Consider the following 23,683-nt stretch of genomic DNA (forward strand, 5'->3'; position numbering starts at 1 on the left):
GTCTCAGAATTGAGATTCTTTTTTTTATCAAACTATGGAAAATAAAAAGACCATTACCCACAAAGACAAAATAGGATTCCAGAAAATTATCGCTGTTTTCGGAGTCATCTTATTTATTGGAAAAATCATCGCATGGAAGCTCACCAATTCCGATGCCGTGTTTTCTGATGCCATGGAAAGTGTCGTGAATGTCATCAGTGCATTTATGGGACTTTACTCTCTTCATCTCGCCGCAAAACCAAAGGACGAAGACCATCCGTACGGCCACGGAAAAGTAGAATTCGTAACATCCGGCATCGAAGGTGCTTTAATCGCCATTGCGGGCATCATGATCATCTATGAAGGCATCAACAGCTTAGTTGTGGGAAAAACTTTAGCAAAACTGGATCTGGGAATCTGGATCATCGCTGCAACAGCGATTGTCAATTATCTTTTAGGCTATATTTCCATTAAAAAAGGTAAAGCTGAAAACTCGCTGGTTCTGGTTTCATCCGGAAAGCACCTTCAGTCCGATACCATCACAACATTAGGGGTGGTGATCAGTTTAGTTGTCGTTTACTTTACAAAAATCTATTGGCTGGATTCCGTAGTAGCCCTTGTTTTTGGTTTTTACATCATTTATGTCGGATATAAGATCGTCAGAAAGTCGTTAAGCGGAATTATGGATGAGCAGGATCCTGACCTTCTGAATCAGATTATCAAGGTACTGGAAGACAACAGAAGAATAGAATGGATCGATGTTCACAATATGAAAATTCAGCAATTCGGTGCCAATCTGCATATTGATGCCCATATTACGTTGCCCTGGTATTATAGCCTTCGGGAAGCGCACAACGAAATGGAAAAAATGATTATCCTTTTAGCTAAAAACACCAAAAGAAGCGTAGAATTCAACTTCCATATGGATGATTGTAAAACCGTTTCATGTTCTGTCTGTCAAATCAAAGACTGCCCTGTCCGCGAAAAAGACTTTGTAAAAAGAGTACAATGGGCTCCGGAAAATGTAACGAGTGTGGATAAACATACGGTAGATTAGGGTTCAAAGTGTTGTCAGTTGCTTGTTAGTTAGTTACTGGTTGCTAGTAATTAAGCTAATGAAGTATCCTGATTATCTTGATTCTTACTTCTACTTTATTATTAACCATTCACTTGCGAAGCAAAATTCACCATTGACCTTCCCCAATATTCCAAAATTTTGAGGCAACTTGTAAGTTAATGAGTTTATCCGCTTATTGCTTGTTCTTTTCCAACTGTTTCCTGTAATAAAACATCGGAACAATCAAAAGCAGCGCTAATGGCTGAATCACAAACCTTCTCATATAAAAAGAAAAAAGATAGCCCACATCAAACCGATCGTAGATACAGTAAAGATAGATCGGAAAAGTAATAACAAAGATAATGGTGATCAGCAATACGCCCTGCACCGTCCACTGTTTATTTTTAAAAAGACAATGAATAATCAGACAGGACAAAGCAAGATTGAGAATAAACCTGAAAACATGGCCTGCTATTAATTTTGCCCACTCAAACTGTGGAAACGCAATATTTTTATTGGCTTCATGAAAATACTCCAGAAAAGGATCATAGAAAATTTTGTCCTCAAACACACGCACGCTGATCAGACCGCAGATTCCTGCTATGACGAGAAGCCAGTTAAGAATTTTCATTTTTTAATGCAAAGAATTTAATCCACACCAACCAAAGAACCACCACCGTTCCATAAATAACCGCCGGAAAAATAAAGTCATGAAACATCTTTCCATATTCTTTATAATCTGACATCACAACATTCAGTCCCACGATTCGGAGAAGATTCATAATATACAGCAGAACAAGTCCGGCAAGGGCAAATACAAAAGTTTTGGACCCTTTATAGAACGCAAATACGAATGCGATAAACAAGATCATCACTGAAATGGCGTTACACCCTTCCACCATTCTGGTTATGTAATTTTTCTTTACATAAAACCAAACCTGCTCGTTTTTCACGTCATCATAAAGCAATGTGGGATATCCTGAAGCTTTCTGAATAGATGCCACCTGGTCCGCGATCATTCTTGAAAAAGGATCCAGTCCGCCTGCTTTACCAGCATTCAGATAAAACTGGTAGGCAAACAGCAACACCAGATAAATGATGATGAACCTCAGCAAAATGTTTAAAACTGGTTTAAAATCCTTTAGCATAGTACAAAGATAAAAATTAGACTGAAATGTAAGCTAATTTAAGACATCAGATTTCAGATACCAGACATCAGATAAGGGTTATTTAGATGCGGGTTCCGGGATGCGAGATCCCAGTTATTACTCTAGAACTTTATTTTCAAAAACACTCAAACACTCAAACTCTAATACCCTCAAACCCCATAACACTCCGAACCCGAACCCCACAACTCTCAAACCCTAAAACTCTCAAACTCTACAAACACCAAACTCCCATTAAATTAGTATATTTGTTTCTATATTATGATTTCCGAAAACGCAAAACGATTTTTTGAAAACTACCTCGGCGAACCATCTTCTGAGTTTGTTACACTGGCTCAAAGCGGTTCTGCGAGAGTGAATTTCTTGGCGAGATCCGGCAACAGAAAATACATTGTTACCAGCAATGAAAATATTCCGGAAAATGATAGTTTCCTGTATTATTCCAAAATCTTTTCTGAACTAAACCTCAATACTCCACAGATTTTTGCAGTCTCTGATGACAGGAAAATGTATGTACAGGAATTTCTGGGAGGACAGACTCTTTCTGAGATTATTACGAAAGAAGGACTTTCTCCTCATGTAAAGGGTTTGGTAAAACAGACCTTAGAAAACCTTTTCCAGCTTCAGATCCGGACGCAGGGAAAAATTGATTTCTCGAAAACTTTTGAATATGAAAGTTATGATGAGCTTCCTGTGATTCATGATCTGTACTATTTTAAAAACTTTGTGGCGGATGTCCTGGAACTGGAATACCGTAAATCAGCTTTGCTGAAGGAATTTAAACAGATCGCTGCGCTTATTGAAAGTCTTGAACCTACAGGAATAATGATCCGCGATTTTCAAGCCAGAAACATTATGGTGAATGAAGAAAGTAAAGTTTCGTTCATCGATTATCAGTCTGCTATGAAAGGGCCATTAATGTATGATGTGATCTCTTTTCTTTTTCAGGCTAAGGCTGACTTCCCGGAAGATTTCAAAAACGAAATGCTTGATTATTACATCGGACAGTTTGACAATGAAGAAGTTAAAAATCAACTAAAAAATTCGGTAAAACCAATCCAAATGATGAGATTTCTGCAGGTACTCGGAGCTTACGGCTTCAGAGGGCTTATCCAAAGGAAGCAGCATTTTATAGCAAGTCTGGAAAAAGGAATTCAAAACATCACGCAGTTTGCATCATCATGGGAACTGATGAACAATTATCCGGAGCTCAAAAAAGTGATAGAACAGCTGAATTCAGAAGAAACAGAATCAAAAATTAATGCTATTTTAAACCATTAAGATTTCTTTGATCTTCTGCAAATTTAAAATATAGATAACCAAATAGTATTAGGAATGTCAGCCTGAGCGGAGTCGAAGGCTTGTAACCAATATAAAAACTCAACAGACCTTAATGGTTCAAATAAAATAAACAACAATGCTACACATCGACATACACAGTTTTTCGTACAAAAAAGGAGGAATTCCCAAGGATAATTCAGGAAACGGCGGAGGTTTTACTTTCGACTGCAGAGGGATTTTAAATCCGGGAAGAATTGAAGAATATAAAATCCAGACAGGAAATGACATCGGCGTTCAGGAATATCTTGAAACCAAAACCGAGATGCCTAAGTTCCTGAAACTGGTAAAATCTATCGTCTCCATCAATATCGACAACTATCTTGAAAGAGGTTTTGAAGACCTTCAGATCAGTTTCGGATGCACCGGCGGACAGCACAGATCTGTGTATTCGGCCATCAAAATTGCTGAATTCATCAAAGAAAAATATCCTGAAGGAATAGAAATAAGTCTTCACCATGACGAACAGCACCAACTGAACGTGAGTAATGGGTAATGAGCAATCGGTAATATTTTACTTGTTCATCAACCCCTGAAATTACTCATTACGTATCACTCATTACTTATACTATATGAAAGCTTTAATTTTCGCTGCCGGAAAAGGCACAAGGCTCAAACCCTTTACGGATCATCATCCGAAAGCACTGGCCAAAGTAAACGGCATTCCTCTTTTGGAAAGAAATATCAAATATCTTAAAGGCTTCGGAATAAAAGATTTTGTGATCAATATCCATCATTTTGGAAACCAGATTGTTGAATTTTTAAATAAAAACAGTAATTTCGGATGCAACATTGAAATCTCAGATGAGACCAATGAACTGCTGGAAACCGGTGGCGGCTTGATTTTTGCTAGAAAATTCCTCGATCACGGGGAAGATTTTCTGATCATGAACGCTGATATTTTAACGAATATCAATATCAATGCTCTGGTGGAATACCACAAAAAGATAAAAGATTTTGCTACTTTAGCGGTTTCAGACAGAGATAGTTCGCGAAAATTACTTTTCAACGACGATATGGTTTTGAGAGGCTGGCTGAATGTACAGTCGGGAGAACAAAGGCTTGCGGAATTCAACAAAGGCTTTAAGGCTCTTGCTTTCAGCGGCGTTCACTGTATCAACCCCACTATCTTTGAAAAAATAAAGAGAACCGGCAAGTTTTCTGTTATGGAGGAATATCTGGATCTGATGCAGACCGAGCATATCCACGGATTTGTGCACGACAGCATTCTGATCGATGTGGGAAGACCCGAATCTGTAATAGAAGCCGAAAAACATTTTAAATAGTTTGTAAATGGAAATGGATGGAACCAGGGATGAAAGTTTAGTCAATCCGGCCCTAGATAGTAATGAAACAAAGCTTCACAACAGTCTCAGACAGAAAACCTGGGACGAAACCATTACCAAAGACAGCTGGATGGTTTTCAAAGTGATGGCTGAATTTGTAGATGGTTATGAAAAATTGGCCAAAATCGGACCATGCGTTTCTATATTTGGATCTGCAAGACTAAAGCCTGAAAGTAAATATTACGCAATGGCAGTGGAAATTGCTGAAAAGATCACTAAACTGGGCTTCGGAATCATTACCGGAGGTGGCCCGGGGATCATGGAAGCGGGAAATAAAGGGGCTTTTAATGCGCAGGGAAGATCTATCGGACTTAATATTGATCTCCCATTTGAACAGCATTTTAATCCCTACATCAACAAATCTTATTCGATGAACTTCGATTACTTTTTTGTACGAAAAGTAATGTTTGTAAAATATTCTCAAGGTTTTGTCGTAATGCCTGGAGGTTTCGGTACATTAGACGAACTTACGGAAGCGATGACGCTAATCCAGACCAATAAAATCGGTAAATTTCCGATTGTTCTTGTAGGAAGTGAATTCTGGGGAGGACTTCTGGAATGGTTCAAGGCAACCCTTTTAAAAGAAGGGATGATCGCAGAAGATGATCTGGACTTATACAGAGTGGTAGACACGGCTGATGAAGCGGTGGCCCACATCAAGGCATTTTACGATAAGTATTCTGTGAATGTAAATTTTTAATTGGCATATTATTTGTGACCTATAATTAGCAAGTATGATTGTAAATCTATTAATTAAGATGAAAAAACTTTTATATATATCAGGAATTTTAACGTTTTTTATGTTAATGAGTTTTATGTATGTAGACTTTTTCTCTTCAATGACTAAAGTTGATTATATAGATGGAAGCAAAACATTGAAGTTTACCACAAAAATGAATACCAACCATATTTCCGAAGCTATTAAAATCAATCCCAATACAGCCGGATTTGAAGCAGAAGTAAAAAAATATGTGAACAATAATTTTGATGTGTATGTCAATGGCTCTCCGAAAACTATAACCTTCACCGGAAGTCAGGTAAGCGGAGAAACAGTATGGGTATATTTTGAAACCGGCGGCGTGTCGGACATCAGTACCATGAAGATTAAAAATACAATCCTTTTAAGTTCTTTTCCTAAGCAGTTCAACATTGTGAGTGTTTCTTACAAAGGAAGCCAGAAGGTAATGAACTTCCAGAGAGGAAAAGAAGTGAATGAGGTTGCTTTCTAAATCGGAATAATTTAAAAAAATAATAAACCACTGCAGATGCGGTGGTTTTTTTGTGTCCTTTCCTCTTTTGTTTTACCAAATAATAGCTATTCAGATCCTTTCTTGAGAGTAGAATCTATGTCATTACATTTTTCCCATTTATGCATTATCACTGTATCTTTCTTATGAATATTAAACGTTAATTCCCCTCTCTTCTTTACAACCGTATCTCCAAGCTCTATTTCATCGGCATATAAATTCCACCATCGGTTGTGTGTTTTGCAAACTTTAGGCTCTTGCGTTATAGGATCATGTCCTTTAATCTCAAACCAGACCGAATTAGCAGGTTCCAGATCTACAATAATGTTACATTCTTCTTTGGAAAGTATCTGACTGTATTTCAAACACTCGTTTTTTTCTCATGAAAAAAGCATCATAAACACAAACAAACAGGTCAAGGTTTTAGTTATTTCGTTCATACAGGATGAGTTTAACTTTTATATATTCCAATATACTCATTCTAAAAAAGACAGTGTAGAAATTTACTTTGAATCGGCCATGACCGGAGGTAATATTAATCTTAAAGAGTTAATGTAATCCTCGTCAAAGTAAATAGCCCGTACTTCTTTGAACAAAAAACTTTCTACTTGCAGCCAGGTTGCATTGGGACTGAATAAATGAACTTTGAATGAATGCTCTCTAACCAGATTAATTTCCCCTATATACGCTTTATTATGATCTTTCAGTTCAATTTTAATAATTCCGATTTTATCCTGTAAGTCTGATAATAATTCCACATGATGATCAATATTTAATACTGTACTTTTTTTAGAAATCATCCTTTTTAGCCTCAATATATTTTCTTTAAATCCATCATCATCAGCTGTTTCAATAGTTACAATATATCTCTGGCTTATCAGAACATAACCATCGACTACATAATCCACAGGAATATACTTTAAATAGCACCATTCATCGGACACGTCAATCAATATCCCTTCAAAGGATGCTTTATTTTTTAATGTGATTAAAACCACTCTGTTGATAAATTCTTTTGCATTCATGGTTTATCATTTAAGTTTTTCAGATTATTCTAAAGTTCTTCATAGGCTCTCTTCAGATCATACTCTATATCGCCCTTATCATATTGAAAAGGAATATTGACCAAAGACCAGGTTTCATCATATATGATATGCTTTGGATACAATAAGCGACCAATCCTGCCGCGATCGCTCCCAATACTATTTTACCTTCCTGCATGGTTTTATGTTTAAAACAAAGTTAAAATAATTATTACATAAAAAAGGCCGTCTCCTAAAAGACGGCCTGTATTTAAAATATCAGATTTCGATTATTGAATCTGAATATTATCTAATTGAAGAGTAGTGGTAACACCTGTTGATGCTCCCGTGTATTCAAACAGGATAAATCCGTTACCTGTTAATCCGGCAGGTAACGTATAAGTTCCCGCAGGAGCTAAAGTACCATAATTAACTGCAGGAGCCTGTGGAATTGTAAACGCAGATGTAATATCTGTTTTAGTGGCCGTTGTAATATCTCCAAGCGGAGTATAATTGGTGGTGTAATATACTTTTAAAGCATTCCCATTCCAGAATCCAACGTTAACATCAAATTTCACGGTATTGGCTGCTGTAAAGTCAACCGGTACGGCAAAATAAGTCAAGTAGTTTCCAGAACCGGAATTAGCTCCCAATTGGATATACTTATTGCTGCTGAAAGTTTTTAACTGCCAGTATCTGTTTCCTAGTACAGCATCATTTACATACTTAGGATATATTTCCAGGTTAGCAGGCGTCAGTGAATAACTTTCAAAATTTTCAAGGAAAGATCCTGAGTAAGCAATTTCAGTTCCTCCTTTCGGTGGGGTTGAATCTACTCTTGGTCCTCCGAAATTAATGTCAGATAAGCTTCTGATCAGCATCTGCCATGTGCTATTGTATCTGCTTACTACAAAAGTAACAGTTCCGCTTCCTTTTGGTACAAGTTCTCCTCCACTCTTGAAGAATCCAGAGTTTCTGATTACTGCAGTACCTCCTAATTTATCTTCAATATTTCTGTCTGTATCCAAGCCTTGGTTTCCAGCATCATAATCAAGATATTTTTTCTGAACCGGGAAGATCTCACCAATACCGAACTGTACATCAGATACGGTAACCAAAGTATTGATTAAATTAGCCTGTTTTGCATCATTCAATGAATTAAGCTTTGTAGGAATAAGAGTCTGGATATCCAAACCGTTTCCTGAGCATACGCCTGACATATATCTTCCTACAAGTGCCTGAGGAATTCTTCCGATGGCAAAGTTCGGATCTTCAGAACCCAGTTTAATAGAACCTCTGTCAAGACCTAAACGTAATCCTTTAGCATTAATTCTGATGTGTGCACCTACTGGAAAATCAGCAAAGTTACTTCCTTTATCTATCTCGATCTGAAGACCTACTGTAGGGTTCACCGTTTTATCCTGGAAAGAGATGGTTTTGTAGAAATTTCCCTGAGCATCAGAAGAAACGATATACCCGTCGAAGATCTGATCTGTAGTGATTAATTTGTATCCTGTAGCAGGAGCCTGAGCCGAAAAATCTGCCATTGAAATGTTCGGTGCTTCGAATTTATTTGAACAAACGATCGGGGGATTTTCCCAATCATCATTCTTTACACAAGAAGACACTGCAGACAGTACACCTACTGCTACGAATGTCGTTTTGAAAAAGTTAGTGAAATTATTCATTGTTATTTTTTTATTTTTTATTAGAATCTGAATTGTAAGTTAACAAAGTACGAACGTCCCTGAGTATACCAGTATTTCGGACCGAAAGAAGGTGCTCCACCATAGTAGTCCTGCGCAAAATCATTAGCTTTCGTTTCTCTGGTCTGCTCGAAACCTCCTGTAATGAATCTTTTGTTATTTAAAATATTATTTACAGAAGCCGTTAATAATATGTAATACTTTCCGATCATGAATGATTTCCCTGCATTCGCATTTAAGAAAAATGCAGAAGGAAGTTGTACAGGCTTCAGCATATCACGTACATCACCATTGGTAAGACCAAGGTAAGGAGTGCTTGAATAAGGGTTCTGAATAAAGTTATTCGTTCTTAAAGCCGGAGCCGGATCCAGATAATTGTTATCAAAATAGTTCCAGTTAGCTCCTACCCACCAGTATTTCGGGTTGTTGTAACGGAAACCTAAAGAGAAAGCACGCTGAGGAGTACCTCCCTGCTTATAATCTTTCAGATATGCTTTTCCGAAAGAAGTCACACTACTTCCAGAGGCATCAGAAACCAGATAAACTTCCGGATTGTTTCTATATGTATACTCCCCTAAACTGGCAAGACCCTGTAAAGATAAAGTTGGTAGAACTTTCAGGTCAACCCCTAGCTCAACTCCCATATTTCTTTTCTCCAGATTGGACATTACCTGAGTAACGAATGCACTTTGTACCTGAGAAACAGATCCGTCCGGATTTGTGCTGCTCAGCTGAATTCCATCTGCAAAGAATCTCTGTACATTCGTTTCATTCTGAGTATCTACAATATATCCCGATGCTCTTAATTTAAGGAAAGGGGTATTGATCACATAACTTAAATCATTGGCTGTATATACGGTACTTCTGATATTAGGATTAACAAGTGCATTGATTCTAGGATTGATGAACAAATCTTCCAGGAATGGCGCCTGATTGTACATCGCTCCGTTATACACCAAGAAGTTACGTCCGTTGATACGGTAAACAACCTGCCCTTTCAGACCAAAGTTCCAGAAATTGTAATCTTTGCTTTTCCCGTATGAGTTGTCATATAAATAATGCTTGAAAAGACCGTCTCTGTTTGAAGAAGAATATCCTGCCATAGCAGAAACAAATACATCAAAATTACCGGTAGAGAATTTCAGTCCCGGATTTACTTTCGCCTCCTGTCTTCTCAAGATATAATTGTAAGTCATACGGTCTCCTTCTCTCAGCTGGACGTTGGAGTCTAAAGTATTATACAATCCTGAAGAACCCGGTTTTGCAGATTCTTTAAATGGATCTACACCAATAGCGTAATCACCTCCTAAAAGATCCTTCATTTCACGGTAAAGCTCAGATTTATAGTTCTGATAAGAAACGTTCATGATAAACTTCGTACGGTCGTTAAAGTTGTACGTGTAATGTGTACCTGCGTTGAAGATCTTATCATCACTTACGTCATCTACCAGATATACTTTAGAACGCTTTCCGGATATTCCGTACAAACGGGCCATTTCAGCCTGGTCTGCAGCATCCACCTTTTGGTTGTTGGCATAGATCTGTCCCCAGTTGAGCTGAGTAACATTAGGATCTCCGTTCTGCCAAGCTGCCAAACTTGTATTGTAAGCATCAATAAGAGTTCCGTACTGTGAGGGATCAACCTGCCCTGTCCCATTGGTTGTATTATAAACAATACTGTTATGATAATAACTTGGCAAGTTTCTGTAATAAGTAGGAGAAGGATTGGTCACCCCGTTCCAGTCTAAACGCGAACCTTTATCTTTTCCAAACTGGTAAGATGCAGTAGTCCAAAGGCTTGATTTCTTATTGATTTTCCAGAAATCCTGGATCTGGAAAAGCGGCTGGAATCCTCTTCGAACTCTTTCGCTTCTCTTTTCTCCATCCTGCCATCCCCAGTAAGAGTTGTAATGTACACCTCTGTAATCATAGACTTCCTGAGTATTTGGACTGGATGTAGATCTTCTGTAAGGCGCACCGATCGCGTTGAATGTAATCGTGTGGCTGTCGCTGAATTTCTTCTCTACACCAAGGTAAGCACCGTAAGCATCATAGAAAGTTCCTTCCTGAATTCCTTCTTCTGCCCATCTTCTGGCTCCCATTGCAGTAAATGCCCATCCTTTTTTGCTCATTCCTGAGGTATATCGTAAAGATGTTCTGTTTCTGTAGTTTCTGTTCGTTAAGGATTGTGTAAACTGAAATCCTTTTCTATACTCACTTGCTTTTGTGTTTTTGTAAACAACAGAGCTGTTTCCACCAAAAGCATATTCAGACGGAGAATGGTTAGACGCGATTTCCGGATATCTCGTGATCTCGTTTAGCCCACCCCAGTTACTGAAGTCAACATTACCATTATCAGATTTTACCATGGAAACACCGTTCAGCATAGACTCCCCTGTTCTTCCATCGATACCTCTTGGGCGGAACCAGTAAAATCCTAAATCAAACGCCGCAATTCTACTGAATACATCCATTGATGATTGTAGCAAACCTACTGTAGAAGCTTGTCCACTGCTGTTGCTGTCATCATCATCACTGTCTATAATAGCTAAACCTTGATCTGCGCTTGTAAGATTAGAATACAGGGTAATTATCCCCAGATCCTTTTTTTTCTCATCGGCTACGTCAAACTCCATCATTTTGGTTTCGAAGTTTGGTTTCGTAATCATAATTTGATAATGGCCCGGCTGCAGGTCTACAAACTGGAAATATCCAATTTTATCAGCCGTTACATCATTCTCACTCCCTTTAAGATCTACTTCTGCCCTTTCAATAGGCTTTCCTTCGGCATCCTTAAGATACGCAAACACAGTGGTCTGCGAAAAATAGAATGAAGCAGGAAGTAAAGTAAATAAAGAGACTAATGATAGTTTTTTAATCATGAGTATATTTATTTTTTTTAATACTTTTCTTCTTAGTTTTCAACAGTTTAAAAGTTGGGGGCACAAATTTAGTCAAAATTTGGAATTTCCAACTTTTTTAACATTATTTTTTCTTAACATTGCAACCTTTTATGATTCATTATGTAAGAGAATTATTTTATATTGTTTTAAATTTACAAATATTTAAAATGAGGTGAATTAAAAAAAGGTAAATTTGTCGTTTAAATAATTTTAATACTCTAGAGGATGAAGAGATTTATGAGTTTTATGACCATCGTTTTTTCGGTGATGGCTTTTGCACAACAGGGGAAACTTAGAAAAGTGGCTGCTGTTGGTTTTTTGAATGTGGAAAACCTTTGGGACACTATACGTTCTGCAGATTATATAGATGGGACTAAAGATATTCATAATCCTGCTTTCCACAGAAGCATCCCACTTGATTCCATCAAATTTCTGGAAGCGGAAAAACATGACGGACCATGGAGTGATGGAGCCTTAAAAGGTAAAAAAGCAGTAAGATACCAAAGCGGTTCTGAGGAATTCACTCCAAGCAGCGGTAAAAACTATAATACTAAAATCTACAAGGCAAAACTAGCCAACGAAGCAAAAGTAATTGCTGAACTGGGTGCTCAGTATACCAAAACAGCTCCTGCAGTGGTAGGACTTATCGAAGTAGAAAACAGACAGGTGATCGAAGATCTTGTGAAACAGCCTGCTCTTGCCAAATATGATTACGGAATCGTACACTATAACTCTTATGATTACAGAGGAATTGACGTAGCGCTGATCTATCAGAAAAGAAGATTTACGGTAACCAACTCTTTAAAGAAAGAACTGAAAGTATTCGGTGATGACGGTAAGAGAGAATATACCAGAGACATCTTGGTAGTAACCGGTTTTCTTGACAATGAAAAAGTGGCATTCTTTATGAATCACTGGCCTTCAAGAAGAGGAGGTGAAGCCGTTTCATTACCAAAGAGAAATGCAGCAGCAGCGTTATTGAAACAACAGATGGACAGCATCAGAACAGCAGATCCTACGACCAAGCTGTTTGCAATGGGTGACTTTAATGATGATCCTGTAAGCTCAAGTTTAAAAAATTATTTAAAAGCAGCAGCAAGCCCTAAAGATTTAAGCGAAACAACGCCTTACCTTAATTTAATGTATCCATTATATAAGAAAGGTATTGCTTCACTGGCTTATCAGGACGCACCTAACCTTTTCGACCAGATTATTGTTTCCAAGAATTTGGTTTCTGATCAGGTAACTAAAGAATATTCAGTGTACAAAGCAGAAATCTTTGCTCCGCCTTATCTGGTGAACAAAGAGGGGAACTATAAAGGCTATCCTTTCAGATCCTGGAACGGAGATCAGTTTACAGGAGGATACAGTGACCACTTCCCGGCATTTGTCATTCTTCAGAAAGAACCATAAAAAATCAACTTAGGCACTCATTTTGAGTGCTTATTTTATATACAATGTTTCTGTTATGAAAAATATAATTAGCATTTTTCTCTTTGCGCTGATTCCTTTCAGCTGTTTTTCTCAGGAGAGTCCTAAGAAAAATGAAGAGAAATCTGAAATAAAGCCTTCTAAGAATGAAGACGGCGAGTGGGACATTACTGTGATCGACACCCAATTCGATTACTTTTTAAATGCGGTAGCCAAACCGATGAACCAATATTCGGAATCTTATCTGAAAACAAAAAACACATTCCTGGTTACTGAATGGAATTCTTACTACACTTCAGGAAAATACCGGAATATTATAGAATCAGGGATTGATTATAGCCCGAGAGAGAACTATGGGATCAAATTTGAATATAAACTGTATCAGGTTTTTGCTTACGTAAGCTGGAAATACGGATTAAAAATGAACGGACTTTCCCCAAGTGATGCTATGAGATAGTTTAAAAAAATTAAAAGGATTAAAATCATTAAGATCACAACAATAAAAAAGGTTCAGAATTTCTTCTGAACCTTTTACTTTTATAATAGCTGAAAATTATTTGTTGAATAATTCCTCTACTTTATCCCAGTTTACTACGCTGAAGAAAGCTGAAACATAGTCAGGTCTTCTGTTTTGGTAGTTTAAATAGTAAGCGTGCTCCCAAACGTCTAATCCAAGAACCGGAGTTCCTTTTACGTCTGCAACAGGCATTAACGGGTTATCCTGGTTTGGAGTAGAAGAAACAGATACGGATCCGTCTGCATTTTTCACTAACCAAGCCCATCCTGAACCGAATCTTGTTTTAGCCGCATCAGAAAAATCATTTTTGAATTTTTCAAGACCTCCGTAAGTTTCGATAGCTGCTTTTACGTTTCCTACAGGCTCATTGCTTCCGCCCGGCGTTAAAATTTCCCAGAATAAAGAGTGGTTGAAGTGTCCTCCTCCATTATTTCTTACTGCTGGTTTGTCAGTTCCTGTCTGGCAGATTTCTTCGATTGTTTTACCTGCTAGTTCAGTTCCTTCGATTGCTTTATTTAAATTGTCAATATAAGCCTGGTGGTGTTTTGTATAATGGATTTCCATAGTTTTTGCATCGATAGTCGGCTCCAATGCATCATAGGCATATCCTAATGTTGGTAATTCAAATGACATAATTTTTATTTTTAATGTTATATCCAAATTTAGCCAATATTTAAGCGATTATCAAATACTGGGCATTACTTTAATAAATCTTTAACATTGATATATTGATTTAGAATGAATTAATTTTTATAGAAAGAAGCAGGAATTCGGAAGATGGAGGTTATCGCAGTATAAAATACATCTTAAGGTCTTATTTAATTAATTAAAAAAAAACGACAACAGAACAAATTTATAATCTCAACCCTCTCAAACCCTATTACACTCAGACTCTCAAACCCAAAACTCTCCAACATCAATAAAAAAGCACGAAAATCCGCTGATTTCCGTGCTTTTTTTTAACAACAATTAAATTAATCTATTTATTCATAGACATCAGGAATTCTTCGTTATTTAAAGTTCCTCTGATGTTTTTGTTTACAAATTCCATGGCTTCTACAGGATTCATCTCAGAAAGATATTTTCTGAAGATCCACATTCTCTGAGAAGTTACTTCGTCTAAGAGAAGGTCATCTCTACGTGTGCTTGAAGAGACAAGATCAATCGCAGGATAAATTCTTCTGTTGGCAATTTTTCTATCTAACTGAAGTTCCATGTTACCCGTTCCTTTGAATTCTTCAAAGATCACTTCGTCCATTTTAGAACCTGTGTCGATAAGTGCCGTAGCAATAATGGTTAATGAACCACCCCCTTCAATTTTTCTGGCTGCCCCAAAAAATCTTTTCGGCTTATGAAGCGCATTGGCATCTACCCCACCGGAAAGTACTTTTCCTGATGCCGGTGTTACCGTATTGTATGCTCTTGCTAATCTTGTAATAGAGTCAAGAAGGATCACTACGTCATGTCCGCATTCTACCATTCTCTGGGCTTTTGCTAAAACAAGGTTCGCTACTTTTACGTGCTTGTCAGCTGCTTCATCAAATGTAGAAGCAATAACCTCTGCATTTACACTTCTTTCCATATCGGTAACTTCTTCCGGACGTTCGTCGATCAGAAGGACCATCATATATACTTCAGGGTGATTGGCTGCAATAGAGTTTGCGATATCTTTTAGCAACATCGTTTTACCCGTTTTAGGCTGGGCAACGATCATGGCTCTCTGTCCTTTTCCGATAGGTGCGAAAAGGTCTACAATTCTTGTTGAAAGTGTAGATCCGTTTCCGGTAAGATTAAATTTCTCTTCAGGGAAAAGCGGCGTTAAATATTCAAATGCCACACGGTCTTTGATGAACGCAAGATCACGTCCGTTTACTTCCGTTGGTTTTAGTAATGAGAAATATTTTTCACCTTCTTTCGGAAGTCTTACAATTCCTTTAACAGTATCTCCGGTTTTCAGACCGAAATTTCTGATCTGTGCCGTAGAAACGTATACGTCATCAGGAGAAGAAATATAACTGAAATCAGATGAACGAAGGAATCCGTAGTTATCCGGAAGGATTTCTAAAACCCCTTCAATACTTACCATCCCATCGAAACTGAATTCTTTTCTGTGTTCAGAATGATGTTCCTCATGTCTGTCAGCGTGTTGTCTTTGCTGATTTTGGTTTGGATTCTGATTAGGATTTTGATTCTGACTCTGATTCTGACTCTGGTTAGGATTCTGGTGTTGATTAGGATTTTGGTTTTGACCCTGGTTTTGGTGCTGATTAGGGTTTTTATTTTGGTTTCCGCTGTTTTGCGGATTGTTGTGTCTTTGTTGGGATCTGGCCTGATTTTGAGGAGTATTAGGCTTTTCTTCAGATGGAGCAGATTCTTGAGGTTCTGCATTTTTAGGAGCTTCTGCTCTTTCCTGTGGAGTTTCTGTATTGCCGGTATTATTGGCTACTACTCTTTTTCTTTTTTTCTTAGCTTGTGCCTGATTGTTGTCTTCAGGAGTGGAAACTGTTTCAGCTTTGGGTTCTTCCTGTTTTGTTTCTTCAGCAGCGGGCACCTTTTCTTCTACTTTCTCTTCAATCTGGGGATTTTCTTCAGTGGGTGCTTTTACTTCTGCTCTCGGTTTGGCAGGTTGTCTTTTAGGCGCTGCTTTTTTTACAGGAGCCTTAGCAGGTTTGTCTGCCGGTTTTTCTTCAGTATCCATGCTGGTTTCTGTGGCGTTGAAATAATCTTTTGCAACTTTAGGGTTAGAAGCCTGAAAGTCAAGAACGGCAAAGATCTTATCATTATCATTGCTGTTTCTAGCAACTTTAACGCCTAAATCTTTTAAGATTTTAGTCAGTTCCGTTACGGATTTTGACCTTAACGTTTCTATGTTAAACATACTTAATGTAAAAATGTAATTAATTGTGAGTAAGAAAAGTAAGTCCGGTGACTTTTGTTTTCAAGTACATATGTATAATGCAAATCTACACTAATTTTTGAATTGTGCAAAATTTATGTTATTTTTGCCAGGTATTTAAGAATCAATGTTACAGAGAATACAGACTATATGGACTCTTTTGGCGGTTTTGGCTGCTGTTTCCCTTTTCGTTACAGGACAGGATGTTGACGTTTTCGGCAATATTCCGGTGATTGATATCAGTTGTATTGCGCTTGTTTTGGCGGGTGCATTAAGTATTTTCAGTTTCAAAAACAGAAAAAGACAAATCATGCTGAATACGTTCAGCATCATTATAAACGCTTTGTTGATTGGTGTATTGGCGTACTGGTTACTAAACTTATCCGGAGGAATTCAGATTCCTGAGAAGGGTATTGAGCCGGTTTTCCCATTGATCGCGATCATATGTCTGCTTATCGCAAACGTATTGATCCGCAGAGATGAGAGGCTCGTAAAATCTGTAGACCGACTTCGATAGCCTTACAACGATTTTTTGAGTGAGAACAGTTCCGAAAGGAGCTGTTTTTTTTATTGTAATGATTGGACTGGATTTAAAACGCAAAGTTCGATCATAATTCTGCATATTAAAAGGTGAGCAAAGGGGGAATCAATTGCATTGATTTGATGAAGCGAATGTTTTATCCATTAGCTTAGTCAGTGACGAAGTCGCAATTCTTTGCCCAACTTAAAACTAAAGCACATCATATTTATCTCTTTGCGTATAAAAGGTGTCACCAAAAAAAACTAGAATAGCTGTGACCTTTTTTTATACCCTTAAGATTGAAGAAGTTTTTAAGAATATTAAGTTTCTTAATGGTTAAAATGCATTCCCATTTGATTAATTTTATACCATTTCGTGCAACATTTCCGTTAAGAATACGACTGATCCTATTAAATTGTATCTATAATGAAAAAACTAACCTACCTTGCCCTGTCCTTCTGCTCCGTATTTACGCTGGCACAGGAAGTTTCAAAAGAAAGAGTAACCACCATCCTTTCCACACTCGCTTCAGACGAAATGAAAGGCCGTGAGATCGGAACTCCGGAAAATGACAAGGCAGCAGAATATATTGCAAAGCTTTTTAAAGAAAACAAACTTGAATACTGTACAGGAAATTCTTACCTGATTCCTTTTGAATATGAAGGAAAGAAAGTTTATAACGTATGCGGGATCAAAAAAGGGAAAACGGACAAGTATCTTGGATTCTCAGGTCATTTCGATCACATCGGGACGAGTGAAAAAACCGGAGACAATATTTACAACGGCGCAGATGATGATGCAAGCGGAATTGCCACTTTAGCAGGTATTGCAGATTATTTTAAAAATAAAAAACCTGAATTCTCAATGGTGTTCATGGCCTTCAACGGGGAAGAAAAAGGAATGCTGGGATCCAAAGCGATTTCTACGGATGCTAATTTGGATAAGATCTATAACAATATGACCGCTCTTTTCAACTTTGAAATGGTAGCCACAGAATCTCAGTTCGGAAAAAATGCTCTTTTTATGACGGGTGACGAGTTCTCAGACTTTGATGAACTTTTTAATACATATGCTGCCAACGGTTTAAAAATAAACCCTGATCCTTATGCAGCGCAAAAATTATTCTACAGATCAGACAATGTAAGTTTTGTGAAGAAGAAAATTATCGCGCATTCATTTTCTACAGTTGATATGACGAAAGCTTCGCATTATCATAATGAAAGTGATGATGTGAGTGTTGTGGATTTTGATAATTTAACGGGTATTATCAACAATGTGGGAAAAACTCTTGAAAAATTAAATCCTAAAAATTTTGCTCCAAAATATAATGACAAAGTAAAATTTTAAATAATTATAATCATAAAAACCGCCGAAATGGCGGTTTTTTCGTTAGTATGCATACCTTTAATGATATAAAATTAAACAAACGTTTGTAACAAAATGGGGCCAATTGAAACATATTAATTAAAGTAAAACAGGATTAAGAACGTCTTTTCCTTTAATTTTACGTAATTTTGCTATCCAATTTTTCATTGAATGAAACCATTACAAAGAATACTTTATTTCGCGAAACCGCATCAAAAATACCTTTTCGGAAGTATGTTTTTCAATATTCTGTACTCCTTACTCAATATCTTATCGGTAGGAACGATGCTTCCTATTTTGGGATTAATGTTCGGTACCATTGAAAAACAGGCTAAAGAACCGGTATGGAGCGGAGCTTTCGGCGACTATTTCAATTATATAAAAGATAAGGCGTACTATTTTGTACAGATACAGATAGACCAGCATGGTGCTGTTTATGTATTGGCTGTTCTTTGTGCTATCACCGGAGTTTCATTTTTATTAAGAAATATTTTCAGATACATCGGATCTTTCCTATTGGTGAATTACCGTGTAGGAATTACAAAGGATCTTCGTACTGCTATGTATAATAAGTTTCTTCAGCTTCCGGTTTCATTCTTTACAGAACAGAGAAAGGGAGATATGATGTCCAGAATTTCCAATGACATCGGAGGTGTGGAAGGTGGAATTATGGGGGTTTTGGTAGATATCATCAATGCTCCATTCATGATCATTTCTTCACTGATCGCGTTATTTTTACTGTCTCCTCAGCTAACCCTTTTTTCACTGATCGTTTTCCCTGTTATGGGCTTACTGATCTCATGGACCGGAAAAAGCTTAAAAAAGCAGGCTCATTTTGCTCAGGCTGAACTAGGGAATCTTTTCTCATTGGTAGACGAGACATTGAAATCTTCTAAGGTTATCAAGATCTTTAATGCCGATAAAATCCTTAAGAACAGATTCAACGAAACAACGACCAACTGGCAGAACTTCGCTATCGATATGAGCAGAAGAAGAGAATTGGCGTCTCCTATGAGCGAATTCCTTGGTTCTATCACCATTCTTATCATTACCTGGTATGCAGGAACGCAGATTTTAGAGGATCAGACGATGAAACCTCAGGCTTTCCTGGTGTTCATCGGAATGTTCTTCCAGATTCTTGACCCGGCGAAAAAGCTTTCCAGTGCGATTTCTTCTATTCAGGGAGGTATGGCAAGTTTGGAAAGAGTAGCTGAAGTTCTTGACTATGATTTAAAAGTAGAAGAAATTGCAGAACCGGTTTCTATCTCTACCTTAAGCAACCAGATTGAATTCAAAAACATTGGATTCTATTACGATAAAGACAATGTTATCCTTAAAAATTTCTCACTGATCATTCCGAAAGGAAAAACCATCGCTCTTGTAGGCCAGAGTGGAAGTGGAAAAACCACGATCGCTAACCTTTTGGCAAGATTTTATGATGTGAATGAAGGGCAAATTTTAATTGACGGAGTAGACATTAAACATTTAAAATTAAAAGAATACCGTCAGCTTCTTGGAATGGTAACTCAGGAATCTGTACTGTTCAATGATTCAGTATACAACAATATCCTGATGGGTAAGCCTGATGCTGCGAAAGAAGAAGTCGTTGAGGCTGCAAAAATTGCCAACGCTGATAACTTTATTTCGAATCTTCCTGAAGGGTACAACGCTAATATCGGTGACGATGGAAATAAACTTTCCGGTGGTCAGAAACAAAGGGTTTCTATTGCCAGAGCGGTATTGAAAAATCCTCCGGTAATGATCCTTGATGAAGCTACTTCTGCACTGGATACGGAATCTGAAAGATTTGTTCAGGATGCTTTGGATAAAATGATGGAAAACAGAACCTCACTGGTGATTGCCCACAGACTTTCCACTATTCAGAAGGCAGACTGGATCGTAGTAATGGAGAAAGGAATTGTAGTGGAACAGGGAACACACCACGACCTTATCGCGAAGAAAGGCATGTACCACAAGCTGGTAGAGCTGCAAAATTTTGACTAATCGTTTATTGAATTAAATTCATTTAAATGAATCCCATACAAGAGTACTTCTACAGAATCGATGAGCCTGAAAGAAGTACTCTTTTGTTTTTACGTAAAAAGATCCTCGAATCTGATACGGAAAACATTACGGAAACACTGAGTTTCGGGTTTCCTTTCTTTAAGTATAAAAAGAAAATGCTGTGCTATCTCTACTACAGCAAAAAATACAAACAACATTATGTAAGCTTTTATCACGGGGACAGACTTGATCATCCACTCCTGATTCAGGATGGCAGAAAGAAGTTTAAAATCCTTCTGATTGATATGGAAGAAGATTTGCCTGTTGAAACTATTTTAGAACTTACAGAAGAGGTTAAAAAGCATATAAAATAAAAACTGCGGCATGGTTTCACCATGCCGCAGCCCTGTTTAAGAATTTCTTTTCATCACTGTGTATTAATTCCGCTGAATTCTGCCTGCTTAACCGCCCATGCAATCATATTCGCAAACAATATGGAATTTTGCACCTGCATTCCTCCTGCCGAATAGCCGTTTCCTGCAGTTCCGTAGGTTGCTTTCTGAACAGGGAAATATCCGCCTGAGCCTGGCGCTACGAAAGGTTCAATGGTATTGCTTGAATAAGGATTTCCGTTTGCATTTTCGTTACTTAAGAAACCACCGTCTCCAAACCATATAAAGTTCAGGCTGCTGCTTCTCAGTCCGGAAATACCGGTTCTTGCTGTAGTACTGTTAATCGGCTGTGCATAGCTGTAAGGTATGAATCCGCTGGTAAGGCCTGATATATTTATAGTGGTAGAAGCATCTTCGCCCCAGTTCTTTCCTCTTACATCTCCGAAAGGACCATTCAATATGGGATCATCCGTATTGGATAGTGCATATACCGATCCTGCCCCTGATCCATTGGATGCTGAAATGGTAGGATCTGAAAATATTCCTCTGAATAAATTCTGTGCGGTTCCCGTATCATCGGTAAGCGCAATCACAATTCCTTTTTTATTGAGATAAGAAGCAATATAACCTGCATCGGTAGCACTGGGTGTATAAGCGTATCCAATAATCACAATATCCGGCTTGGCATTCAGAGCTACCTGAAGTGCTGCAGAAGATGGTGAGTTCCCCAAAGATGTATGGGTAAAGCCTTCATATTTTACAATACTGGAAGCTGTGGTTCCAAAATTCGTAGGAGAATCCATAAGACTTCTGGAAGGTCCTGTAAAAGCACTGTATCCGTAAGCTGTTTCCAACCCTATATGAAGAACTGTTTTTTTAGGAACGACTACAATTATACTCACATTACACGTTGTAGAAACTCCACCCTGACTGTCTGAAGTGATGGTAATGGTTTTCGTCGCTGTGGAAGATGGTGTTCCCGTACCACTCAGAGTTATATTCTGGTTTCCCGTCGACGTAAATGTGCCTGAACCTCTGAATGAAATTCCATCTACGGTATTGGTTGTAATGGTATAACTTCCCAATGCAGAAACATTGATCGGTAATGTAATCGTATTGGAAGAATTAAGAGCTGTTCCCACTTTATATACGCCATTCGCGACAGCGCTTCCACAACTCATGGTGTAACTTCCTGCGGGGCTCAGAACGTTGACAGATACAGCAGGTGTACAAGTCACATCATTTCCGTTAGCCGTCAACGACACATCATCCGTCTGAACATTCTGAGGAGTTCCCTGTCCCGCAATTTGAATAGTCTGCACACCCGTATTCAGAAACGCTCCCGTTCCGTAGAAATTATATCCGTTTATTGTGGTTCCTGAGATGGTGTAGTTTCCTACTTTGGTGACATTAACAGAAATACTCAGATAATTGGAAGTGGTAAGGTCTCTTCCTTTCACATAAGTCCCCATTACTTTCGTGTTGGAACAATCAACCGTAAACACTGCCTTTCCCAGCTGTCCGCAGACACTTTTCCATTCATCATCGGCAAAGCTCCAGTAATTAAAACAGTCTTCAGTAGTATTGTAAATGGTAAGACCGTCATCCTGTGGCCGGTTAATGATCATTGCATTTCTTTGGTTTTCCGTGAGACGGGGAATAAGTATCCCTTTATTGTGGTTTCCTGAGACCACATCCAGCACCGAATTTACATTAGGTAAGGAAGTATTGATCCCTACCGAGCCGTTCTGAATCTGTGAATAGAACTGTCCAAAAACCAAAAGCAGCGCCAGAAGCAAAACTTTGATTTTTGTCGTTGTAGAATTTGTTTTCATCGTTTCGAAATAATTATGTTTGTTATGTTTTAAACTGACTGTTCAGCCAACGCAAAAATATCATCCATAAAGGCATTTCAAATAAAAACAGCCTACGCAATACTACGCGTGAGTAGTAAAACTCACAACCAATCAACACCTTACAAATAAACACTTAGAAAACTCATAAAAAACATCAAAATTTGGAATTGATTTAAAAACAAAAAAACTACAATTTATAAACAGACTTCCATCGAGCAATGGTATTCCGGCTGGTTTTGAAATGATTGGCCGTTTCTGTATTCGTCAGTTTGTTTTTCCTTTGATAATTGAGAATTTCACGGATGGAAGGTTCATCATAAGAACGGAGCCTCTGACTTTTACATCCAACGCTGTATTCAGGCTGCCCAAAGATGAGTGCATTGAATTTTAAAATATTGGATGCCGTATGAAGAGCATTCAGTTTATTCTTTATCCCGGGATTATTTATTTTTTCCGGAAATTTTTCATTGATGATATCTGTATAGATCAGTTTAAAATCGGGCATGGTTATACTTTCTTAATCCATTTATAAAGGGTTGTCTTCGGAATCTTGTATTTTGTAAGAACTTCTGTGGTGGTCATCTGTTTGGACAGGATTTTGTTCAATATAAAAGATTTCACTTCTTCCGTATAGACACTTTTCCTGAATTCCAGTGTAGAACTCTCTATTTTAATGGATCTATCCGTTTTTAAGGGAGGTGAATACAAAATAAGATGTCCCGTATAGATTCTGAAAAAATCAAAGTGCAGAAGCTTACTCCATCTGAGCAGTTTTTTCGTATCCATACTTTCCTGGCCATACATTTCCTGTATTTCGGCCTCGGTACAGTTTAAAAAATTCATGATTCGGGCAACGGGTATTTCAAGTTCTTCAGCTTTCGCTTTCACAAAACTTCCAATATGTATATCTCTTAAATTCATAAGTACAGCAAAAATAT

At 37.8% G+C, this 23,683-nt stretch carries 23 protein-coding genes; 12 read left to right on the plus strand and 11 right to left on the minus strand.

Annotation, left to right across the window (positions count from 1 at the left end):
• Positions 1-34: 34 nt before the first annotated feature.
• Positions 35-1,036: a cation diffusion facilitator family transporter gene (locus N0B48_RS14990; RefSeq protein ID WP_259839567.1), complete on the plus strand. Its 1,002-nt coding sequence runs from the start codon at positions 35-37 to the stop codon at positions 1,034-1,036.
• Positions 1,037-1,229: 193 nt separating this feature from the next.
• On the opposite strand, the gene N0B48_RS14995 is transcribed toward N0B48_RS14990, so the two are convergent.
• Together N0B48_RS14995 and xrtF are read right to left on the minus strand one after the other, a co-directional pair.
• Positions 1,230-1,667, minus strand: a complete 438-nt coding sequence (locus tag N0B48_RS14995) for an exosortase F system-associated membrane protein (RefSeq protein WP_259839568.1) — start codon at positions 1,665-1,667, stop codon at positions 1,230-1,232.
• The gene (gene xrtF / locus N0B48_RS15000; protein ID WP_259839569.1) at positions 1,654-2,184 is read right to left on the minus strand and encodes an exosortase family protein XrtF; all 531 of its coding nucleotides are present in this window, start codon (positions 2,182-2,184) and stop codon (positions 1,654-1,656) included. The genes N0B48_RS14995 and xrtF overlap by 14 nt, the downstream gene beginning before the upstream one ends.
• A gap of 279 nt (positions 2,185-2,463) precedes the next feature.
• Between xrtF and N0B48_RS15005 the strand changes: the two genes are divergently transcribed.
• The 5 genes from N0B48_RS15005 (at position 2,464) to N0B48_RS15025 (ending at position 6,115) form a co-directional block, all read left to right on the plus strand.
• The gene (locus tag N0B48_RS15005) at positions 2,464-3,483 is read left to right on the plus strand and encodes an aminoglycoside phosphotransferase family protein (protein ID WP_259839570.1); all 1,020 of its coding nucleotides are present in this window, start codon (positions 2,464-2,466) and stop codon (positions 3,481-3,483) included.
• A gap of 136 nt (positions 3,484-3,619) precedes the next feature.
• The gene (locus N0B48_RS15010; protein ID WP_259839571.1) at positions 3,620-4,036 is read left to right on the plus strand and encodes a RapZ C-terminal domain-containing protein; all 417 of its coding nucleotides are present in this window, start codon (positions 3,620-3,622) and stop codon (positions 4,034-4,036) included.
• 76 nt (positions 4,037-4,112) lie between these two features.
• Positions 4,113-4,826, plus strand: a complete 714-nt coding sequence (locus tag N0B48_RS15015) for a nucleotidyltransferase family protein (protein ID WP_259839572.1) — start codon at positions 4,113-4,115, stop codon at positions 4,824-4,826.
• Positions 4,827-4,833: 7 nt separating this feature from the next.
• Positions 4,834-5,586: an LOG family protein gene (locus tag N0B48_RS15020; RefSeq protein WP_259839573.1), complete on the plus strand. Its 753-nt coding sequence runs from the start codon at positions 4,834-4,836 to the stop codon at positions 5,584-5,586.
• A 58-nt stretch (positions 5,587-5,644) separates the two neighbouring features.
• The gene (locus tag N0B48_RS15025; protein WP_259839574.1) at positions 5,645-6,115 is read left to right on the plus strand and encodes a DUF6702 family protein; all 471 of its coding nucleotides are present in this window, start codon (positions 5,645-5,647) and stop codon (positions 6,113-6,115) included.
• An 86-nt stretch (positions 6,116-6,201) separates the two neighbouring features.
• Here N0B48_RS15025 and N0B48_RS15030 read toward each other — a convergent pair whose 3' ends face one another.
• From N0B48_RS15030 to N0B48_RS15045, 4 genes are all read right to left on the minus strand, one after another.
• The gene (locus N0B48_RS15030) at positions 6,202-6,498 is read right to left on the minus strand and encodes a hypothetical protein (protein ID WP_259839575.1); all 297 of its coding nucleotides are present in this window, start codon (positions 6,496-6,498) and stop codon (positions 6,202-6,204) included.
• Positions 6,499-6,636: 138 nt separating this feature from the next.
• Positions 6,637-7,158, minus strand: coding sequence for a hypothetical protein (locus tag N0B48_RS15035; protein ID WP_259839576.1), 522 nt, complete (start codon positions 7,156-7,158; stop codon positions 6,637-6,639).
• Between the two features lie 287 nt (positions 7,159-7,445).
• Positions 7,446-8,843, minus strand: coding sequence for a M949_1556 family lipoprotein (locus N0B48_RS15040; RefSeq protein ID WP_259839577.1), 1,398 nt, complete (start codon positions 8,841-8,843; stop codon positions 7,446-7,448).
• 20 nt (positions 8,844-8,863) lie between these two features.
• Positions 8,864-11,743 carry a carboxypeptidase-like regulatory domain-containing protein gene (locus tag N0B48_RS15045; protein ID WP_259839578.1) on the minus strand — a complete coding sequence of 960 codons (2,880 nt, stop codon included), beginning with the start codon at positions 11,741-11,743 and terminating at the stop codon, positions 8,864-8,866.
• Between the two features lie 246 nt (positions 11,744-11,989).
• On the opposite strand from N0B48_RS15045, the gene N0B48_RS15050 reads away from it, so the two are divergent.
• Positions 11,990-13,177, plus strand: coding sequence for an endonuclease/exonuclease/phosphatase family protein (locus N0B48_RS15050; protein WP_259839579.1), 1,188 nt, complete (start codon positions 11,990-11,992; stop codon positions 13,175-13,177).
• A 55-nt stretch (positions 13,178-13,232) separates the two neighbouring features.
• Positions 13,233-13,652, plus strand: a complete 420-nt coding sequence (locus N0B48_RS15055) for a DUF6146 family protein (protein WP_259839580.1) — start codon at positions 13,233-13,235, stop codon at positions 13,650-13,652.
• A 96-nt stretch (positions 13,653-13,748) separates the two neighbouring features.
• On the opposite strand, the gene N0B48_RS15060 is transcribed toward N0B48_RS15055, so the two are convergent.
• A complete protein-coding gene (locus N0B48_RS15060) occupies positions 13,749-14,345 on the minus strand; it encodes a superoxide dismutase (protein ID WP_259839581.1) in 597 nt (198 codons plus the stop codon).
• Positions 14,346-14,691: 346 nt separating this feature from the next.
• A complete protein-coding gene (gene rho, locus N0B48_RS15065) occupies positions 14,692-16,590 on the minus strand; it encodes a transcription termination factor Rho (protein ID WP_259839582.1) in 1,899 nt (632 codons plus the stop codon).
• 145 nt (positions 16,591-16,735) lie between these two features.
• On the opposite strand from rho, the gene N0B48_RS15070 reads away from it, so the two are divergent.
• The 4 genes from N0B48_RS15070 to N0B48_RS15085 all read left to right on the plus strand — a co-directional run bounded on the left by N0B48_RS15070 (position 16,736) and on the right by N0B48_RS15085 (position 20,871).
• Complete coding sequence (locus N0B48_RS15070; protein WP_259839583.1) at positions 16,736-17,125, plus strand: DUF4293 domain-containing protein; 390 nt, start codon at positions 16,736-16,738, stop codon at positions 17,123-17,125.
• Between the two features lie 429 nt (positions 17,126-17,554).
• Positions 17,555-18,475 carry a M28 family peptidase gene (locus N0B48_RS15075; protein ID WP_259839584.1) on the plus strand — a complete coding sequence of 307 codons (921 nt, stop codon included), beginning with the start codon at positions 17,555-17,557 and terminating at the stop codon, positions 18,473-18,475.
• Positions 18,476-18,664: 189 nt separating this feature from the next.
• Positions 18,665-20,497, plus strand: coding sequence for an ABC transporter ATP-binding protein (locus N0B48_RS15080; RefSeq protein WP_259839585.1), 1,833 nt, complete (start codon positions 18,665-18,667; stop codon positions 20,495-20,497).
• 26 nt (positions 20,498-20,523) lie between these two features.
• Positions 20,524-20,871, plus strand: a complete 348-nt coding sequence (locus N0B48_RS15085) for a DUF1801 domain-containing protein (protein ID WP_259839586.1) — start codon at positions 20,524-20,526, stop codon at positions 20,869-20,871.
• Between the two features lie 53 nt (positions 20,872-20,924).
• Here N0B48_RS15085 and N0B48_RS15090 read toward each other — a convergent pair whose 3' ends face one another.
• From N0B48_RS15090 to N0B48_RS15100, 3 genes are all read right to left on the minus strand, one after another.
• Entirely contained in the window at positions 20,925-22,724 is a 1,800-nt protein-coding gene (locus N0B48_RS15090; protein ID WP_259839587.1) for a phage tail-like protein, read from the minus strand.
• 208 nt (positions 22,725-22,932) lie between these two features.
• Entirely contained in the window at positions 22,933-23,250 is a 318-nt protein-coding gene (locus N0B48_RS15095) for a helix-turn-helix domain-containing protein (protein ID WP_259839588.1), read from the minus strand.
• 2 nt (positions 23,251-23,252) lie between these two features.
• Positions 23,253-23,666, minus strand: coding sequence for a helix-turn-helix domain-containing protein (locus N0B48_RS15100; RefSeq protein ID WP_259839589.1), 414 nt, complete (start codon positions 23,664-23,666; stop codon positions 23,253-23,255).
• Positions 23,667-23,683 lie beyond the last annotated feature (17 nt).

Source organism: Chryseobacterium herbae, assembly GCF_025154075.1.
Classification (GTDB): domain Bacteria; phylum Bacteroidota; class Bacteroidia; order Flavobacteriales; family Weeksellaceae; genus Chryseobacterium; species Chryseobacterium herbae.

Bases quoted from the DNA above. Each gene is read 5' to 3' on its own strand.
- N0B48_RS14990 (WP_259839567.1), top strand. From the start codon at position 35: ATGGAAAATAAAAAGACCATTACCCACAAAGACAAAATAGGATTCCAG.
- N0B48_RS14995 (WP_259839568.1), bottom strand. From the start codon at position 1,667: ATGAAAATTCTTAACTGGCTTCTCGTCATAGCAGGAATCTGCGGTCTG.
- xrtF (WP_259839569.1), bottom strand. From the start codon at position 2,184: ATGCTAAAGGATTTTAAACCAGTTTTAAACATTTTGCTGAGGTTCATC.
- N0B48_RS15005 (WP_259839570.1), top strand. From the start codon at position 2,464: ATGATTTCCGAAAACGCAAAACGATTTTTTGAAAACTACCTCGGCGAA.
- N0B48_RS15010 (WP_259839571.1), top strand. From the start codon at position 3,620: ATGCTACACATCGACATACACAGTTTTTCGTACAAAAAAGGAGGAATT.
- N0B48_RS15015 (WP_259839572.1), top strand. From the start codon at position 4,113: ATGAAAGCTTTAATTTTCGCTGCCGGAAAAGGCACAAGGCTCAAACCC.
- N0B48_RS15020 (WP_259839573.1), top strand. From the start codon at position 4,834: ATGGAAATGGATGGAACCAGGGATGAAAGTTTAGTCAATCCGGCCCTA.
- N0B48_RS15025 (WP_259839574.1), top strand. From the start codon at position 5,645: ATGAAAAAACTTTTATATATATCAGGAATTTTAACGTTTTTTATGTTA.
- N0B48_RS15035 (WP_259839576.1), bottom strand. From the start codon at position 7,158: ATGAATGCAAAAGAATTTATCAACAGAGTGGTTTTAATCACATTAAAA.
- N0B48_RS15040 (WP_259839577.1), bottom strand. From the start codon at position 8,843: ATGAATAATTTCACTAACTTTTTCAAAACGACATTCGTAGCAGTAGGT.
- N0B48_RS15045 (WP_259839578.1), bottom strand. From the start codon at position 11,743: ATGATTAAAAAACTATCATTAGTCTCTTTATTTACTTTACTTCCTGCT.
- N0B48_RS15050 (WP_259839579.1), top strand. From the start codon at position 11,990: ATGAAGAGATTTATGAGTTTTATGACCATCGTTTTTTCGGTGATGGCT.
- N0B48_RS15055 (WP_259839580.1), top strand. From the start codon at position 13,233: ATGAAAAATATAATTAGCATTTTTCTCTTTGCGCTGATTCCTTTCAGC.
- N0B48_RS15060 (WP_259839581.1), bottom strand. From the start codon at position 14,345: ATGTCATTTGAATTACCAACATTAGGATATGCCTATGATGCATTGGAG.
- rho (WP_259839582.1), bottom strand. From the start codon at position 16,590: ATGTTTAACATAGAAACGTTAAGGTCAAAATCCGTAACGGAACTGACT.
- N0B48_RS15070 (WP_259839583.1), top strand. From the start codon at position 16,736: ATGTTACAGAGAATACAGACTATATGGACTCTTTTGGCGGTTTTGGCT.
- N0B48_RS15075 (WP_259839584.1), top strand. From the start codon at position 17,555: ATGAAAAAACTAACCTACCTTGCCCTGTCCTTCTGCTCCGTATTTACG.
- N0B48_RS15080 (WP_259839585.1), top strand. From the start codon at position 18,665: ATGAAACCATTACAAAGAATACTTTATTTCGCGAAACCGCATCAAAAA.
- N0B48_RS15085 (WP_259839586.1), top strand. From the start codon at position 20,524: ATGAATCCCATACAAGAGTACTTCTACAGAATCGATGAGCCTGAAAGA.
- N0B48_RS15090 (WP_259839587.1), bottom strand. From the start codon at position 22,724: ATGAAAACAAATTCTACAACGACAAAAATCAAAGTTTTGCTTCTGGCG.
- N0B48_RS15095 (WP_259839588.1), bottom strand. From the start codon at position 23,250: ATGCCCGATTTTAAACTGATCTATACAGATATCATCAATGAAAAATTT.
- N0B48_RS15100 (WP_259839589.1), bottom strand. From the start codon at position 23,666: ATGAATTTAAGAGATATACATATTGGAAGTTTTGTGAAAGCGAAAGCT.